11 protein-coding genes are annotated in these 14,640 nt (G+C 67.0%); 3 read left to right on the forward strand and 8 right to left on the reverse strand.

Translation table 11 applies throughout. The annotated features are described in order from the left end of the window. Positions 1–44 precede the first annotated feature (44 nt). The gene (locus G5C50_RS13280) at positions 45–407 is read right to left on the reverse strand and encodes an ArsR/SmtB family transcription factor (RefSeq protein WP_165070043.1); all 363 of its coding nucleotides are present in this window, start codon (positions 405–407) and stop codon (positions 45–47) included. 129 nt (positions 408–536) lie between these two features. Here G5C50_RS13280 and G5C50_RS13285 point away from each other — a divergent pair, with 129 nt between their 5' ends. After that, the gene (locus tag G5C50_RS13285) at positions 537–1,115 is read left to right on the forward strand and encodes a rhodanese-like domain-containing protein (RefSeq protein WP_206107685.1); all 579 of its coding nucleotides are present in this window, start codon (positions 537–539) and stop codon (positions 1,113–1,115) included. Between the two features lie 26 nt (positions 1,116–1,141). Here the strand turns inward: G5C50_RS13285 and G5C50_RS13290 are convergent, their stop codons facing one another. The 7 genes from G5C50_RS13290 to G5C50_RS13320 all read right to left on the reverse strand — a co-directional run bounded on the left by G5C50_RS13290 (position 1,142) and on the right by G5C50_RS13320 (position 13,057). Further along, positions 1,142–1,306, reverse strand: a complete 165-nt coding sequence (locus G5C50_RS13290) for a hypothetical protein (RefSeq protein ID WP_165070046.1) — start codon at positions 1,304–1,306, stop codon at positions 1,142–1,144. Between the two features lie 84 nt (positions 1,307–1,390). Next, a complete protein-coding gene (locus tag G5C50_RS13295; RefSeq protein ID WP_165070049.1) occupies positions 1,391–2,038 on the reverse strand; it encodes a DUF1264 domain-containing protein in 648 nt (215 codons plus the stop codon). A 391-nt stretch (positions 2,039–2,429) separates the two neighbouring features. Beyond that, on the reverse strand, positions 2,430–3,872 hold the full coding sequence (locus G5C50_RS13300; RefSeq protein WP_165070052.1) for a glycosyltransferase domain-containing protein: 1,443 nt from the start codon (positions 3,870–3,872) through the stop codon (positions 2,430–2,432). A 37-nt stretch (positions 3,873–3,909) separates the two neighbouring features. After that, positions 3,910–5,859: a glycosyltransferase family protein gene (locus G5C50_RS13305; RefSeq protein WP_165070055.1), complete on the reverse strand. Its 1,950-nt coding sequence runs from the start codon at positions 5,857–5,859 to the stop codon at positions 3,910–3,912. Between the two features lie 91 nt (positions 5,860–5,950). Further along, the gene (locus G5C50_RS13310; protein ID WP_165070058.1) at positions 5,951–6,259 is read right to left on the reverse strand and encodes a hypothetical protein; all 309 of its coding nucleotides are present in this window, start codon (positions 6,257–6,259) and stop codon (positions 5,951–5,953) included. Positions 6,260–6,277: 18 nt separating this feature from the next. Further along, positions 6,278–10,861: a bifunctional serine/threonine-protein kinase/formylglycine-generating enzyme family protein gene (locus G5C50_RS13315; protein ID WP_165070060.1), complete on the reverse strand. Its 4,584-nt coding sequence runs from the start codon at positions 10,859–10,861 to the stop codon at positions 6,278–6,280. Between the two features lie 258 nt (positions 10,862–11,119). Next, entirely contained in the window at positions 11,120–13,057 is a 1,938-nt protein-coding gene (locus tag G5C50_RS13320; RefSeq protein ID WP_165070063.1) for a glycoside hydrolase family 97 protein, read from the reverse strand. Positions 13,058–13,631: 574 nt separating this feature from the next. Between G5C50_RS13320 and G5C50_RS13325 the strand changes: the two genes are divergently transcribed. Both G5C50_RS13325 and G5C50_RS13330 read left to right on the forward strand, forming a co-directional pair. Continuing rightward, positions 13,632–13,949: a hypothetical protein gene (locus G5C50_RS13325; protein ID WP_165070066.1), complete on the forward strand. Its 318-nt coding sequence runs from the start codon at positions 13,632–13,634 to the stop codon at positions 13,947–13,949. Positions 13,950–13,992: 43 nt separating this feature from the next. Further along, a complete protein-coding gene (locus G5C50_RS13330) occupies positions 13,993–14,640 on the forward strand; it encodes a dihydrofolate reductase family protein (RefSeq protein WP_165070068.1) in 648 nt (215 codons plus the stop codon).

Consider the following 14,640-nt stretch of genomic DNA (forward strand, 5'->3'; position numbering starts at 1 on the left):
GGCGCGTCGTCCGGTGGGAGGGGCGTGGGTGCCTGGCCCGCCGATCAGCCGGTTCCCCGCTTTCCTCGCCAGGTTTTCAGCATCTTCCGATTCGCCTCGACCTGCGACTCGGCCTCGCGGACGATCGAGGTGCAGACCAACTCGCAAAGCTGCTCGATGAGCGGATCGCCCAGCGAGTAGAAGACCTGGAGGCCCTCCTTGCGGCGGAGGACCATGCCGGTCTCAGCCAGGAGCTTCAGGTGTTTCGAGACGTTCGCCTGGTTCTGGCCCGTCTCGGAGACCACCGTCCCCACGCTCTTCTCCCCGGTCGTCAGCGCGCGGAGGATCGACAGCCGGGTCGGATCGGCCAGCATCCGGAATTTCTCGGCGACTCGGACCAGGAACTCGTCGGGGATGGTGGCGGCCATGGGATTCGCTTCTATATCCGATTGGTCGTATAGTAGATTTAGTGCTTTGTGCAATTGTACCTTCGGACGTCGGGGCGTCCAGCGGCGGATTTTGAAGCTGCGGCCCGACGCGATGGACGGATTCTCTCCATGAACACGCCTTCGGGTTCTTCCGTGCGGACCATCACGCCCCAGCGTCTCCACGATCTGTTGCAGGCCGCCGGGGAGATCGAACTGATTGACGTTCGCACTCCCGCGGAATTTCGGTCGGCCCATGCCCCGATCGCGCAGTCCACGCCTCTGGGCTCGTTCGACCCGAAAGCGCTGATTGCGGGCCGGAGACTTCCGGGAGAGCCACTCTACGTCATGTGCCGCAGCGGCGCCCGCTCGTCGAAGGCCTGCGCAGCCCTGGCGGCGGCCGGAACGGGCGTCGACGTGGTGAACGTGGAGGGGGGATTGCTCGCCTGGGAGAAGGCCGGCCTGCCGGTCGAACGGGGTAGGTTCGCCCTCCCCCTGGATCGGCAGGTCCGCATTGTGATCGGCGCTCTGGTGATTCTGGGCGTGACGCTCGGCTACCTGGTCGATCCCTGGTTCAACTGGCTGTCCGGCCTCTGCGGGGCGGGCCTGGTCTTCGCCGGGATCACGGATTTCTGCCCGCTGGCCACGATGATGGCGAAGATGCCCTGGAATCAAGCCCCCGTCGATGCAACAGCGTGCCAACGGCCGTGAGCTTGGGGCAAGCCGGCTGAATTAGTTCATCGGTCCGGGTGCGTGCGCGGGGGAACCTCCTGCGCCTCAGTCTGCGGAGGCAGCCCGCAGCCGCCGCTCATGCAGGTCGGGATCCCCATCCAGGGCAGGATCCAACGGAACAGGGCGATCCACAGAGCGAGGATCGCAAGGGGCAGCAAGGCGTCCAACATGCTTCGCTTCCTTTCGATGCGGCAACCGCGATCGGCGACTCGGCTTTGAGTCGAGGGACTCAGAGCCGAGCCGCCCAGCGCGGGTCATTCTCCGCGCTTGGCTCGTCGCTCCTCCAGTTCGATCGGGAGGACCACCTTCGGGTCGAGCACGAAGGGCTCCTCGCCGGTCACCGACCAGAAGAGTTTCGGTGGGCCGACGGGATAGCTCTTGCCCGTCGCCCAGGTGTGATAGACCTTTCCCCAAAGGGTGCGGACCACGGCCATGGTCTTCTTCTCCTCCTCGCCCGACTGTGTGAGGCTCTTGAGGAGGCCGGCGTCGACCTCGTACTTGTGGTCGTGCCAGTACAACTTCTCCTCGGCGGGCATCTTCTGGTAGACGGCGTCGCTGACGAGATACTCCACGCCGATGAGCCTGGCGTCCGGCCCCGTCCCGTCGTAGAGGACGCACTGATTCAGGTCTTCGTTCACGGGCTTGCAGAAGTGGTAGGCGATCTGAGGAAACTCAGGCAGATCCTTGAGCAGATGGACCCCCGCGAAGGCGAGCGGGCAGTGCATGATCTCCTGGATTGGCGCCTTGGCGCTGGCGGGGACCGCCCCATGGCCCGCTGGGGCCTGGTAAGCCCCGGCGAGCGACGAGGGCGTCGAGTGCGAGACCAGGACTCCGCCGACGAAGCCCACCGAGCAGGCCAAGAGAACCACGACACCCGTCCGGCTGGAAAGCGACGTTCGCATGAAAGAACTCCTGGAAATGAGACGTCGGCGGATCAACCTTACATCGCAGCCCTTTCAAACCCGGCCTCAAGCAGGTCGTCGTACCCCTGACGCATCGGCCTCGCGTCAGTCGATCAATCGGGTTGGGAACAGATCCTCCAACCGATTCTCCAGGCGGTGCGTCCCTTCGCTTACCGCCGAGGGCCGGCCGACGTTGCCGGATTTTGGTCAACAATATGCACGATCAGTTGATTAGTCAGGATTACGCTTTCGTCGGCCGGGGGCCGGAATTAGTTGGCAAGGGGAAAGGCGTTTGCATCGTCCGCCGCTGGATTTTAGAGAACGCCTCGCACAGGGACTGCCGGCCGCGCCCCCCTCGAACAGGCCCATCGGGGAGCCACAGCGGCTTCCATCAGTGGAGTGTGTCGGAGGACAGGTCGACCAGGCCGATGCCGGGCGATGGGTCGAATCGTTGGTCGATGAACTCATAAGTCGTGCAGTGAGAGGAGCGGATTTCCTCCCAGAGGCTGCGTGCTTCGTTGTTCGGGGCCGGATCCGCGATTCCCTGGATGGCGACGAATCGGCTGCAGCTGCGGGCGGCCGACCACTCAGCGCGGGGGTCGCAATCGTTGCGATAGGCGTCGATGAAGGTCAGGTCGACGTGGCCGCCTCTTCCCATGAGTTCGCGGAGGCCGTCGGCGGCTCCGTCGGCGCGGATGAGGTGGGCCGATCGTTCTCGGGAGACGTAGTCGAGGAGGAACGGCGGCAGGCCGCCGCCGACGGCCAGCGAGAAGTCCAGCGGTTGGAAGCGGCGGAGATACTCGACCGTCGTGATGAACGCGCCCCCTTCGCCGACGCCGATCTCGGCGTACGATCGAAGCGGGGGCCGGCTCGACAGCCAGGTCAACATCGCTGCGAACTCCGCGGGCCGTCGACGCACGCCCAGACCTTTGCCCGCGTACGGCAGAAGCTCGATCGGCAGGTCGTCGTCGCCGGGGTCGTCGAGGCCGACGTTCAACAACAGCCGTTCGACGCTCTCGGGGTCTCGTAGTGCGGGAAGCGGCTCGGCTCGGATGAGCTCGACGATCGGTCGGACCCAGGCCACGGGCGGGTCGATGACGTAGCGAGCCAGCGGCCCCATCGGGATAAAGCCGCTGCAATGGATCAGGCAGGGGCGCGTCCCGGTTTCGCGGTTCACCACTCGGCGCCCCTCGAACACCAGGTCGGGATTCTCCTGGTAGACGAGCGAGTCGGAGCGAGACATGTTCTGAAAGACCTCGCTGCGGGAGTCGAGGACGACGTCGCACTCGCCGTTGACGTAAAGGTCGCTCCATGCGGCCTGGTCGCAGTCGAAGATGTGGTGACCGGAATAGCCGCGTTCGAGGGGCTCGCCTCTCTGGGCTCGTTCCTTGGCGCACATTAGGTCCCAGGCCGACAGCCAGGCTCCCCGCGAGGCCATGACGACGCCGGCGTTGAGGTACCGGTAGCTCGTCCCCAGGTCGGGGCTGCGGGGCTTGAACGACGGCATCGGCCAGCAGGCTCGCTCGGCGGAGGCGACGACGCCTCGGCCGAAGGCGAGGTACTTGTGAAAGATCTCGCGGATCGACGCGCAGAAGACGACGTCGCGGAGGTCGACCTGAAGGACGTACCGATACTCGAGGTGCTCGCGCAGATGGTCGGCCACGAGCCGGGTCTTGATCCGATGGCACGGGTACGACTGCCCCTGGCCGAGGAGCGTGACCTCGATCCCGTTGCGGCGGGCGCTCTCCAGCATCCACTCGGCCGACGGCGGCAGCTTCTTGTAAGAGGCGATCGTGGCCACCAGGATCCCATGCTTGCGCTGGAACGTCGTCACAGGCTTCTCCGAGGGGCGTCCAGGGCGTTTTCCCCGTTCACTCAGGCGAATAGAGGGCGATCTGGTTGGGGTTCACAAAGAGTCGGCCGGCGCTACGAAGCTTGCCGGCCTTCAAGTAAGCCGTTCGATGGACGCCCAGGCCGCCTCGGGGCGTCGTGATCGGCGTCATCGATTGGCCCCGCTTCGGCGGCTCCGAGGGACGGGCGGCGAACCACCGAGAAGGACTGGCTTCCTTGAGAACCCAGGGGCCGACGACGGTTTGCTCGGCCGGCCCTCGGATCAGGTCGCACGAGCCGACGAAGTCCCAGTCGTCGTCGCCGAAGGTGTGGGCCAAACCTTCGTAGCTCCAGCCCCCCGCAGCCTCCGCATCAACGACGACGGCGTATTCGAAGTCGGCCGAGGCCGGGATTACATGGCGCTGAAAGCATGCGGCGATATCGCTCGCCTGGGATTCCACGATCCCGACGCGGGGGTTCGAGGCCCGCCAGTCGTCGAGGAATTCGCGGGTCGCGTCGGTCGATCCTTGATCGAGCGCCGTGATCCGATAGTCCTCGAACAGGCTCCCTAGCCGTTCCGCGCGAGCGGCCAACCGGGGGAGCAGTCGGCGGGCGTCACGGCAGTTCGCGATGACGGCGACGGACGATCTTCGCATGCGCTCCCACCCCCGCTCGACTCGTCGTAGATAGTCGTCGCTGTCGGCGGGGTCGCAGGGGAAGGCCTCTTCCGGGAAGCGGGCGAGGTCTTCTTCCAGGGCGAAGGCCTCGTCGACGCCGCCGGTGAACCAGGGGGCGCGGCGGTCGGAGGTGAGAGCGGCCTCGTCCCAGATCGCGCTGACGTCGCCGACGTGCTGCACGAGACTGGGCGTCGTGTGCCAGCAGTCGATCGAGCGGCGGGCGAGCCAGATGTTGAGGACGTCCGGGATCGGAGTGTGGTGGTCGGCCGACGAGTCGAGGACGGCTCGAACGACCGTCGGATCGGCGACCAGCGCGCGGGCCAGATCGGGGGGGAACAACAGTGCTTGCGCGCTGAGCCGGTTGGGATCGACGTTCAGCCGCCATCCCCACGTCGCCTCAGGCCCGATGTGGAAGAGCGAGACCAGCCCCGGCCGATCGCCCGGCCAGAGGACGCGTTCCAGGTAGTCGCGGAGCGGTTCGTGATCGTGGAGCGCGACGTCGTCCTGGATCATCAGGTAGGCGTCGGCCTCGGGACGCTGGACGATCAACTCGGTCAATGACAGGAACCACGCGGGCCAGGCGCCGACGGCCTCCTCACGCCAGGAGGTCGGCAGATGGGCGTGGCGAGCGGGGATGCGGACGGTCCCGTCGAGGAACAGGCGGGGGGCGTCCCAGCCGGCCCGGACGATTCCGTCGAGGCAGCCGTCGAGCGTCGGCCGGCGCCTCGGCGCGGTGGTGACGCCGACGGCCCAGTTGCGGACCGGTCGGCCGTGCCGCCGCGGAGGAGGAGGGACCAATTCGTCGAGCGACCGTCGGGGGGAGATCGGGCGACGTCGGGTCCAGTCGCGGCAAGCCTGGCATCGCGAGGCCGAGGCCAGGTCATGATCGGGGTGTTCGCAGCGGTGGATCGGGCCTTCGTCGTCCGCCAGGTCGACAGGCCCGCCGCGCCAGGCGCAGGGGAGGACGTCCCGGGCGGGGGTGAGTCTGTACGCTTCGGGCGTCTGAACGGTCAGCGCCGACTCGGCCGTCGCCAGGGCGAGGGCGGCGTCGGGGTCGTCTCCCAGCGTCAGGACGCGCAGGGCGGCTCCGTGCAGGAGGCCGGCGACGACCGGGTTGAGCGTCCGTCGCGTCGGCGGGAACGAACGACAGCACGCCTCGCACGCGTCGTCGTCGACGACGACCGGGCCCGCGGCCGCCCGACCCATCAGCGACGTCGCCAGTCCGCACTCGGCCTGGGCGTGCGCGCCGGAGGGCCGTCGCCAGCGACACGTTTCCACGGTCGGCAGGACGAGCTTGGAGTTGAGTGACGACATCGGCGCGGAACCGGACGAGGTTCACGAGGAGCACGGACGGACTGCGAGAGTCGCCCGTGCGGACGAGCCGGGACCGATCGAAGGCGTTGGATCAGGACGACCGACGGACCACGACCCAGGTCTTGACCACTTCCCCGCCGAAGGCGCCCGAGTACGACGGCGCCGGGCCGGGGTCGACGTCTTTCGGGACGTCGGACGAGATCATCTCCCAACGGCTCTCGCGCCATTCCCAGACGGTGGAATACCGTGTGGGGCCCTTGGCTCCTGGAACGTGAGGGTTGATGTGTCCCATGATTCCGAACCGCCTCTCTGGCGACGTCCGGAGATCGACGGCGATCCACAACAGGACCGCCAGGATTGCATAGATGCCAGCGACTCCGAAGAGCAGAAGGAAATTCACGCCTGATACCCTCCCGTGTTATTGGCCCGCTGGAATGGTGCGGACGATCCGGAAACCCGTGAAGCTGTAATGGAAGCCGTCAGAGTGATAGCTGCGAAATGAACCAACCGTTTTGGCGGGCCAATTGTAACACCCGCCCCGTGATACTAATGGGCTGCCATCCACCCGTTGTTCGTGTTCGCGAATCGCGCCGGTGATGCCTCGAGGATCCTCGTGGCACCACTCGGTCGTGTTTCCGAGGAGGTCGAACAGACCGAGGGTGTTCGGCCGCAACTTTCCGATCGGGTGGATGATTCCGCCGGAGTTGGCTAAGTACCAGGCGAACTCGGGAAGCTGTTGTTCGTCCCAGCCGGTGAACCAGGGTGTTCCGGCCTTGCCGAGTCCCTGTTCCCACTCCGCCTCGATGGCCAGGCGATAACCATGCCGTCGGAGTCGATCCGGAGTGAGGATCGCATGTTCCTCCTTGATCTCATCGATGTCGGGGTAGCACATCTGATCCTTGGGGATCTCTTCCTTTTCGCTAAGCCAGCGGCAGTACTGCATCGCGTCGATAAAGGTGATGCTGAAAGCCGGGAGCGAGTTGTCGGTGTCCGCTCTGGGCAGGCCGTCATTGGTCGGCGCGGGCTCGCGGAAGCTCCGGAATTGACCGAGGCTCACTTCGTGGGCGCTGATCGCGAAGCGGCCTCCCCCGGGGCCGTTCAGGATGACCATCGTATGCCCATGTGGGGTGGTCCACCAGTCGCGCCCCGCGAGTTCCTTAGTCGTGGGAGGCGTCGGACGGCCAGGCGGCTCCGGCGGGGTGGGGAGATCCACGCCCCACCGGTCCAACAGCCAGCGGGCCGCGGAGCGTTCCGACTGGTTGAGGGCGTCGAGGGCCGAACTTCGCAAGTGTTCCACGAACGAGGCGCGGACCCCGGCAGGCCATTCGCGAGCCTGGTAGGGCTCGAGGGCCAGCAGCAGGGCCTGACGCGCCGTCGGCTCGCTCCAGCGGCCGAGGAGATCGAAGAGGGGTTCGGGCGGTACGCCCAGATCCCGGATCTCCAGGATCACTTTCGTCCGAACGGTCGGATCGACCGAGTCGGCGAGGAACGCCTGGAGGTCGTCGCTGCGGCCGAGTTGGATGAGGGCCGCGACGGCGTTTCGGCCTCGCACGGCCAACTCGCGGCGGTTGCCTTCGTGGGCGGTCTGCCAGTCGACGAGCGCCTTCCTCGCCGCCGCGACGACGTCGTCACGGTGGTTGCCGGCGGCGGAGAAGAGGATGACGAACTCGGGAGCGTCCGCGCGCAGCAGCAACTCGGAGAACAGCTTGGCGTCCGCGAGTCGAGACAGCACGCGGGCCGCGTTCACGCGAGCGGCGGACGTGGCCGAGGGGTCGAGGTACAGGCTCTGGAGCAGTGGCGTCAACCGGTCGGTCGCGGGACGGAGCAGATTGGCCCAGGCGTCGAGGTTGAGCGTCTGGGCGGTCAGCAGGGTCTCGACGATCGGCGGCGCCAGGCCTTGCCAGCGGTCGCCCTCCGAGTCGAAGGCGGCCAGCAGCGCCGCAATTCGGAGCTGCGCCAGAGGCTCGGCGGGCTTCTGTTCGGCCTGCCGCCAGAGCGAGCCGATCAGCGTGGATGCGAACGGGGCGAGTCGCTCGCGGATCGCCGCGAGCTCCTCCGGGCTGGCGGTGGTCGCGAACTCCACCAATCGGTCGGCGTCGGGGCCGGCGCGGTCGACGATCGTGTAAGTCGCACGCAGCCGTTCGCTCTGAGAATTGCGAGGATCCTCGGCGACGGCCCGGAGCCTGTCGATGATCGACTCCGGCTCCCGCCGCACGTCCTCGGCCAGTCCGGGAAGCTCGACGACGCCGGCGACGCGAACGCGCTCCACCAACGTCTCGGCCCGGTGCTCGCTGCGGATCTGCTCTTCCCGCCAGAATCCGGCCAGGATGAGAGCCAGAGCCCCCGCCGTCGCCGCACCGCTGAAGGCCAATCGCAGCCCGTGCGTCCGGCCGGCCCGACTCATCATTTCACGCTGGGGCTGGGTCCATTGCGAGCGGTCGGTCCGGGTTCGGACCTCGGTCCATTCCCGGAGCGTCGGCAGCATCCGCCGTTCGCGACGGGAGGACCAGATGGCCTCGCACTCCTCCAGGCGCAGTTCGGCGCGGCCGCGGCGGGTCTCCCGCTGCCGCCGTGTGAGCCAGGTGCGGAGCGACGGCACGAGGTAGTCGTGCGTCAACTGCCAGTATTCCGGGGCCGTGTCGCCCTCGGGGGAGGCGGGCTGACCGGGAGGGTCGGTCGGCGTAATCAGCCGCAACTCGCCGTCGAGCACGCGCATCAGGGCCGCGAACTCCAGGGGCCGGCTGGTCAGCCCGCAGGCCTCGCGCAGCTCGATCGAGGACCGCATGTTCCCCTTGATGTCCGAACCGATGCGCGGCAGCAGGGCTTTGAGGATCTCGCGGGCGGCGTCGGCTGTCAGGCGGTGGGCGGGGTTGGCCCACCTCGACTCGAACGTCTCCTCCAGGAAGTTGACGCCGATCCCCTCGGTCCCCCCTGCCTCGTCGAGAGTCGCCGGGGTCCACGGCCGGTTCTTCACCATCTCAGCGAACAGCGCGAGGCGGACCGGCACGACCTTGCCGTCGCGAGCCAGCCCCGAGGCGACCGCATCGAGGAACCGCCGTTGCTCGTCGGACGGCCCCGGCGATCCTTCCGGGAGCCGGCCGAACGCCTGGCCGAAGCGTTCCAGGACCATCCGAGCGTGGTCGACGTCGAAGGTGTCGACCGCGACGAAGTTCTTCCCCTGCACGATGGGCGCATCAAGCGCCGCCATGAACCGGGCCGTCGCCATCGCGAAATCGTCGCGGATCGCGAGGATCGCCTGGACGCGGCCGCCGTCGCACTGTCGCAGGGCGTCCACCATCTGGGACGAGGGGTCTCCCGCGTGGAAGGCCAGCCATTGCTCGAACTGGTCGAGCACGACGAGGACCTTGGGATAGTCGCCGACCCGGATCGCGGCGAAGCTTTCCGCCAGCCCCAGGTTTTTAGGGAGGTTCGGGAGCCGCTTCCGCAGCTCGTGCTGGATGCGGGTTTCGGTGTCGTCGGGGACGGCGTTGACGTTGGCCACGACGATCTCGTCGTCCAATCGAGGAAGCAGCCCCGCCCGCAGCAGCGAGGACTTGCCGCATCCCGAGGGCCCGTACAGCAGCCCGACCGAGAACGTCTCGTCGCCGTCGCGCTCCTCGATCCGGGTCTTCCAAAAACGGATCGACTCCGGGAGGCCGTCGCGGTCTCGGGATCCGGGGAGCAGATCCAGGAAGCAGCCGGCGTCCTCCTTCTCGAAGGCTCGCAGCCCCTTGGGCTCAAGCCGGCGCGTCTCCGGCTGGAACGTTCCGGAGGCGATCTCCAAGGCGTTCGAGCTCAGCCAGGCCCGCAGGTCCTCCGCCAAATCCAAGGCCGACCCATAGCGGTCGGACATCCGCTTCACCAGGCATTTGAGGCAGATCCGCTCCAGTTCCCTGGGGATCTCCTCGTTGATCTGCCGGGGGGGCTTCGGCTGACGACGGAGGATCTCGTCGAAGAGCGTCGAATGGCCCCGATCGCCGAACGGCGGGCGGCCTGTCAGGAGTTGGTAAAAAATCACGCCCAGGGCCCAGATGTCCGTCCCCCCCTTCAGGCGGTGGGACTCGCCCCGGACCTGTTCGGGGGCCATGTACATCGGCGTGCCGGCGACCTGCCAGGGGACGTCTTCCCGACCGGCCTCGGTGATGGCCAGACCGAAATCCGCCACTCGCACCCGCCCCCGGACGTCGATCATGAGGTTTGAGGGCTTGAGGTCGCGATGGACCAGGCCCGCCTGGTGGGCGTGGTGCATGGCCTCGGCGGCCTCGGCGATCAACGAGGCCGCCCGAACCAACTCCACGCCCCCTTGACGCAGGATCTCGGAGAGCGTCGGTCCTTCGACGTACTCCATGACGATGAACGCTGGGCCGTCGCCGTCGCTGCGGACCACGTCGTAGACGCAGACGATCCCGGGGTGCTGGAGCCCGGCCGCCAGCCTCGCCTCGGAGAGGAGCGTCTCCAGGTGGCCTGGGAACGACATTGCCCGGCTCGTCGGCACCTTGATGGCCACGGGGCGGTCGAGGTCGTCGTCGTAGGCCAGATAGACGTTCCCGAAGCCTCCACGTCCCAGCCAACGCAGAACCCGATAGCGACCCAGACGTATTGGAAGCGGCTCTTCGTCCTCGTAAATCTGAACATCGACGGGAGGGACGTCGCCGAGCGTATCGACGGCCTCGACCCAGACGCTCGGCGCCGCGTCGGGGCCGGGGGCTCCCAGCATCGAATCGAAGGCCGCCTCGATCGCCAGGACGTCGTCCGGGAACCTCTCCCGGTACTCCTCGCAGGTGGGGAGGTCCCCATCGGCGGACCGCAACTCAACTTCCAGGGAGACCAGCTCTTGCAGCACGGCCGATCGCTGAGTCGTCTTCAACCCCTGAAGGTAGGCCTCGATCGTGGGCCGAGGAGCATGCCGCCACGCCATCTGGAAGCTCTCGCAGGCTGAGACGATCAGCCGCTGAGGTTCAGGCGTGAAGGCCGTAGAGGCGTCCTCGGGCCGGCGGCTCATGGCGGCTGGGCTCCCCCCTTCCCTTGCGTGCAGTGCGGCACTGATCGGTTCGCAGTCGCTCCGGGGGCTTTTGTGCCGGTCGTGCGCGAACTTCGATCCCTTCGTGAACGTCAGCGTATCCAGTAGGAAGCGGGGACGGAAGATCCTATCGTTAAAGAATGGAAAAGTAAGAAACAGGCCGCTCGGGAGCCTCGCCGCTGCATCCTCTTGACTTCAGCCTCTTCGACGACTCCGACGACGTGGCCGGGCCGGCTGGGGTTAGGGTTTTCGCGACAGCACGGCGACGAACCCTCCCCGAGGTCTCACGGCGAGGTCCAGCGTCGCGCCGGGCTTCAGCTCGACCGAACGGTCCGAGAGGCCGCCGGGGCCGGAGCCGTCCTCGATGACCGTAGCCGACCACGATCCATCGCCGAGGAACGGCAGCTTCAGCGCTAGCTCGCGGGCCGTCCCCGCTCCTTCGAGACCGGCGAGGTACCAGCGGTCGCCCGAGCGTCGAGCGAGCACGCACAGGTCGCCGGGCTCGCCCTGGACGAACCGGGTGTCGTCCCAGGCGGCGGGGACCGTCTTGAGGAAGTTCCTGGGGACTTCGGCCAGCTCGCGGTATTCCTCGGGGCCGCCGGCGAAGTGGAGCCAGCCAGTCTCAAAGACGACGGCGGTGGCCATCTCGTGGCCGGCCGTCGTGCGGCGGGGGTTGCGATTGTTGCGGAGCATGACCGGGGTCATGTCCATCGGGCCGACGACGTTCCGGGTGAACGGCAGGATCGCGTTGTGCTTCGGGGCTTTCTCGGGATACGACTTGTTGAACTGGTAGTTCTCCTCCCCCTGCACGGCTTCCAGCGTCATGAGGTGGGGATAGGTCCTGGACCACCCGCGCGGCAGGGTGCAGCCGTGGAAGTCGACCATGATCTTGAAGTCGGCGGCGTCCTTGAGGATGTCGTGATAGAGGGCGATGACGTTCTGCTTGTCGCTCTGGAAGAAGTCGATTTTCACGCCCTTGACGCCCCACTCGGCCAGCCGCTTGAACTCGGCCCGACGGATGGGCTTCTGGTCCATCAGGCCTCGGGGACGCTCGGTCACGGGGTTGTGGGGACCGCCCGAGTTGTACCACATCGTGATCCCCACGCCCTTCGATTGGGCGTGCGCGATCACGTCGTGGACGGTGCCGTGCTTCATGATGTCCCAGTTGGCGTCGATCAGGGAGTATTCCCAGGTCATCTCGGCGGCGAGGTCGACGAACGCCTTGAGCTTCGTTGCGTCCTGCGGGCTGTCCGGGTCGAACAGCCAGCTCCACGAGGCCCGACCGGGCTTGATCCAGCTCTCGTCCTTGACGAGCGACGGCGGATTGAGACTCTCGACGACCGTCGTCTCGACGATCGGCGCGAGGGAATCGCCCACGATCACGACACGCCAGGGGCCGGCCCAGGGAAGTTTCGACTTCGGCGCGACGTCGCCCACGCTGTTCCCTTCGCCGGCGTCGGGAAAGCGGATGGCGTAGGTCGTCCCCTCGGGCTTCTGGCCGAGTCGCGTGCCGCAGTAGGTGCCGTCCGTGGCGGCCTCGGTGATGAGTCCCCAGCGCTTGTTGGGGGTCTCGAACAGGAGGGGGAACGACCATCCGGCCGCCCTGGGGGCGGGAGTCCCGGCCGCGAGCGGGCCGAGCCAGGTCTCCTCATAGGCCGGGGTGTAGCCCGAGGGGTCGTCGTGCGGGTGGGCCCAGACCTTGGTCCCCGGCGGCAGGCGGAAGGCGGTCCGCTCTCCCTTCACGACCCGCATCTGGTCGTCCTGCTCGGGGAAGCGATAGCGGAACGCAACGGCGTCGTCGAAAGCTCGCAGATGAAGCTCCAGCGCGTGCCCCGCGCCGTCGCGGAAGGCCAGCACCCGGCCGTTCCAGCGGTCGACGACCTTCATCCGCTTGCCGTGCGGCTTGGAATACGCCTCCTCGCCCGCCTCAACGGCCCCGGCCTGGACCAGCGACAGCCCTTCCCGGAGGTCCGCGTCCTCGCGGACGATCCCCAGCGGCGAGTTCTCGATGACAGTCAACCCGCCGCAAACGGCCGAGTACGACAGCCTCCCGTCCTCCAACCTGACGACGATCGCCGCCTTCCCCCCCGGCGAGCCGACGGTCCACTCCTCCGCCGAGGCCCCCTGCCCGATCGCCGTAGCCACCGTCGCCGCCGCCAAGATCCGCATCGCGTTCATGTCGCACCATCCCGTCGAATCCGGTCGGATCGGACCTCCCCGATCCTCCCGCACTCTAGCGCGCCCCACCCCCCGCCGCCACCCGCGCGCCGGCTTCGTTTGCGGAGGCCACTCATCGAACCCGTCGGACGGAACCTCATAGCGGATCGGGTTTTGATGGCAGAAAAGGGTCGTCGTGCAATGGCTTCGTTCGGCCGGTTTTCGCGGCGTCTTCACGTCATTTCTTCCCATCTCAGCTCGTCCTGGGTGCCATGGCCACCCTTGGGTGGCCATGCGATCGGCGACGCTTTCCCAACCACCCTGCGTCGGCTCCGTTTGCCTGACCCGACGACCGAACCCATCGGCCGCAACCCCCTGATCTGACGGGAGTTGATCGGGGAAAACCGCCTCGAATTGGTGGGTCCGTTCGATCACTTTTCGACCCTGCGAATCGTCATCTCCGCGTCTCGCTCGAACTGATGCGGTTCAGTGCTCTCTACAGATATAATGGTCTCGGTTTGCAATTCCTGTTCGGGCGATTTGCGACGAACGGACGAGGCAATTTCGACGCCTCGCTTTGCGGGGACGAACGATGATGGCCAGAATTTCGAGTTGGCTGACCATCGTGATGCTCGTCTTCATCGTGGCGATCGTCCTCACTCCTCGCTGGCAGAGGGATCGTCTCTCCTGCCACACCTGCCGGGCACGGAAGGACGTCCAGACGACGTGGTTCCTGTTCTGGCCGATCTCACGGGAGGAGATGGTCCGCTACGCTGGTCGGCCGAATATCGGCCACGAGCACGCCTGGTGGCGTTATTCCTATGTTCACGGCGACGGCTTCCCAACGTGCGGCGTTGTTCGAGGGGTCGCCTGCAACGTCGATCGTTACGCTGACGGGACTGTCATGCCCTGAACTCGATGCGGGTGACTGAACCCGCACCCTTCGGAGGGAACCGATGTCCAAACTACGCGTCCAGAGCTTCGCGACGTCCCTCGACGGCTTCAGCGCCGGGCCGAATCAGAGCCTGGAGAATCCGCTTGGCGTGGGCGGGTTCGAGTTGATGGAGTGGTTCTTCCCGACGCGGGTCTGGAGGACGATGCACGGTCAGGGCGACGGCGAGACGGGCGTCGACGACCGGATGGCGGCGAAGGGGTTCGAGAACTTCGGCGCCTGGATTCTGGGGCGGAACATGTTCGGCCCGATCCGGGGGCCCTGGCCCGACGAGAACTGGAAGGGCTGGTGGGGCGACGAGCCGCCCTATCACGTCCCCGTCTTCGTGCTGACGAATCACCCTCGCCCGACTCTGGAGATGGCCGGCGGGACGGTCTTCCACTTCGTCACCGAGGGCATCCACGAGGCGCTGAGGCGAGCGAAGGAAGCCGCCGGCGGTCGCGACGTCCGCCTCGGCGGCGGGGTCGCAACCATCCGGCAGTATCTTCAAGCGGGGCTCGTCGACGACCTGCATCTCGCCGTTCGGCCGGTCCTGCTGGGCTCGGGCGAGAACCTGATGGCCGGGCTCGACCTGAAGGCCCTGGGATACCGGTGCGTCGAGAGCGTCGCCGGCGAACGGGCGAACCACGTCTTCCTCAGCAAGAGCGCGTGA

The organism is Paludisphaera rhizosphaerae (genome assembly GCF_011065895.1).
GTDB classification, from domain to species: domain Bacteria; phylum Planctomycetota; class Planctomycetia; order Isosphaerales; family Isosphaeraceae; genus Paludisphaera; species Paludisphaera rhizosphaerae.

What these genes read in the sequence shown, in the direction of transcription:
- G5C50_RS13315 (WP_165070060.1), bottom strand. Translation starts at nt 10,861, where the DNA reads ATGAGCCGCCGGCCCGAGGACGCCTCTACGGCCTTCACGCCTGAACCT.
- G5C50_RS13320 (WP_165070063.1), bottom strand. Translation starts at nt 13,057, where the DNA reads ATGAACGCGATGCGGATCTTGGCGGCGGCGACGGTGGCTACGGCGATC.
- G5C50_RS13305 (WP_165070055.1), bottom strand. Translation starts at nt 5,859, where the DNA reads ATGTCGTCACTCAACTCCAAGCTCGTCCTGCCGACCGTGGAAACGTGT.
- G5C50_RS13330 (WP_165070068.1), top strand. Translation starts at nt 13,993, where the DNA reads ATGTCCAAACTACGCGTCCAGAGCTTCGCGACGTCCCTCGACGGCTTC.
- G5C50_RS13290 (WP_165070046.1), bottom strand. Translation starts at nt 1,306, where the DNA reads ATGTTGGACGCCTTGCTGCCCCTTGCGATCCTCGCTCTGTGGATCGCC.
- G5C50_RS13280 (WP_165070043.1), bottom strand. Translation starts at nt 407, where the DNA reads ATGGCCGCCACCATCCCCGACGAGTTCCTGGTCCGAGTCGCCGAGAAA.
- G5C50_RS13285 (WP_206107685.1), top strand. Translation starts at nt 537, where the DNA reads ATGAACACGCCTTCGGGTTCTTCCGTGCGGACCATCACGCCCCAGCGT.
- G5C50_RS13325 (WP_165070066.1), top strand. Translation starts at nt 13,632, where the DNA reads ATGGCCAGAATTTCGAGTTGGCTGACCATCGTGATGCTCGTCTTCATC.
- G5C50_RS13295 (WP_165070049.1), bottom strand. Translation starts at nt 2,038, where the DNA reads ATGCGAACGTCGCTTTCCAGCCGGACGGGTGTCGTGGTTCTCTTGGCC.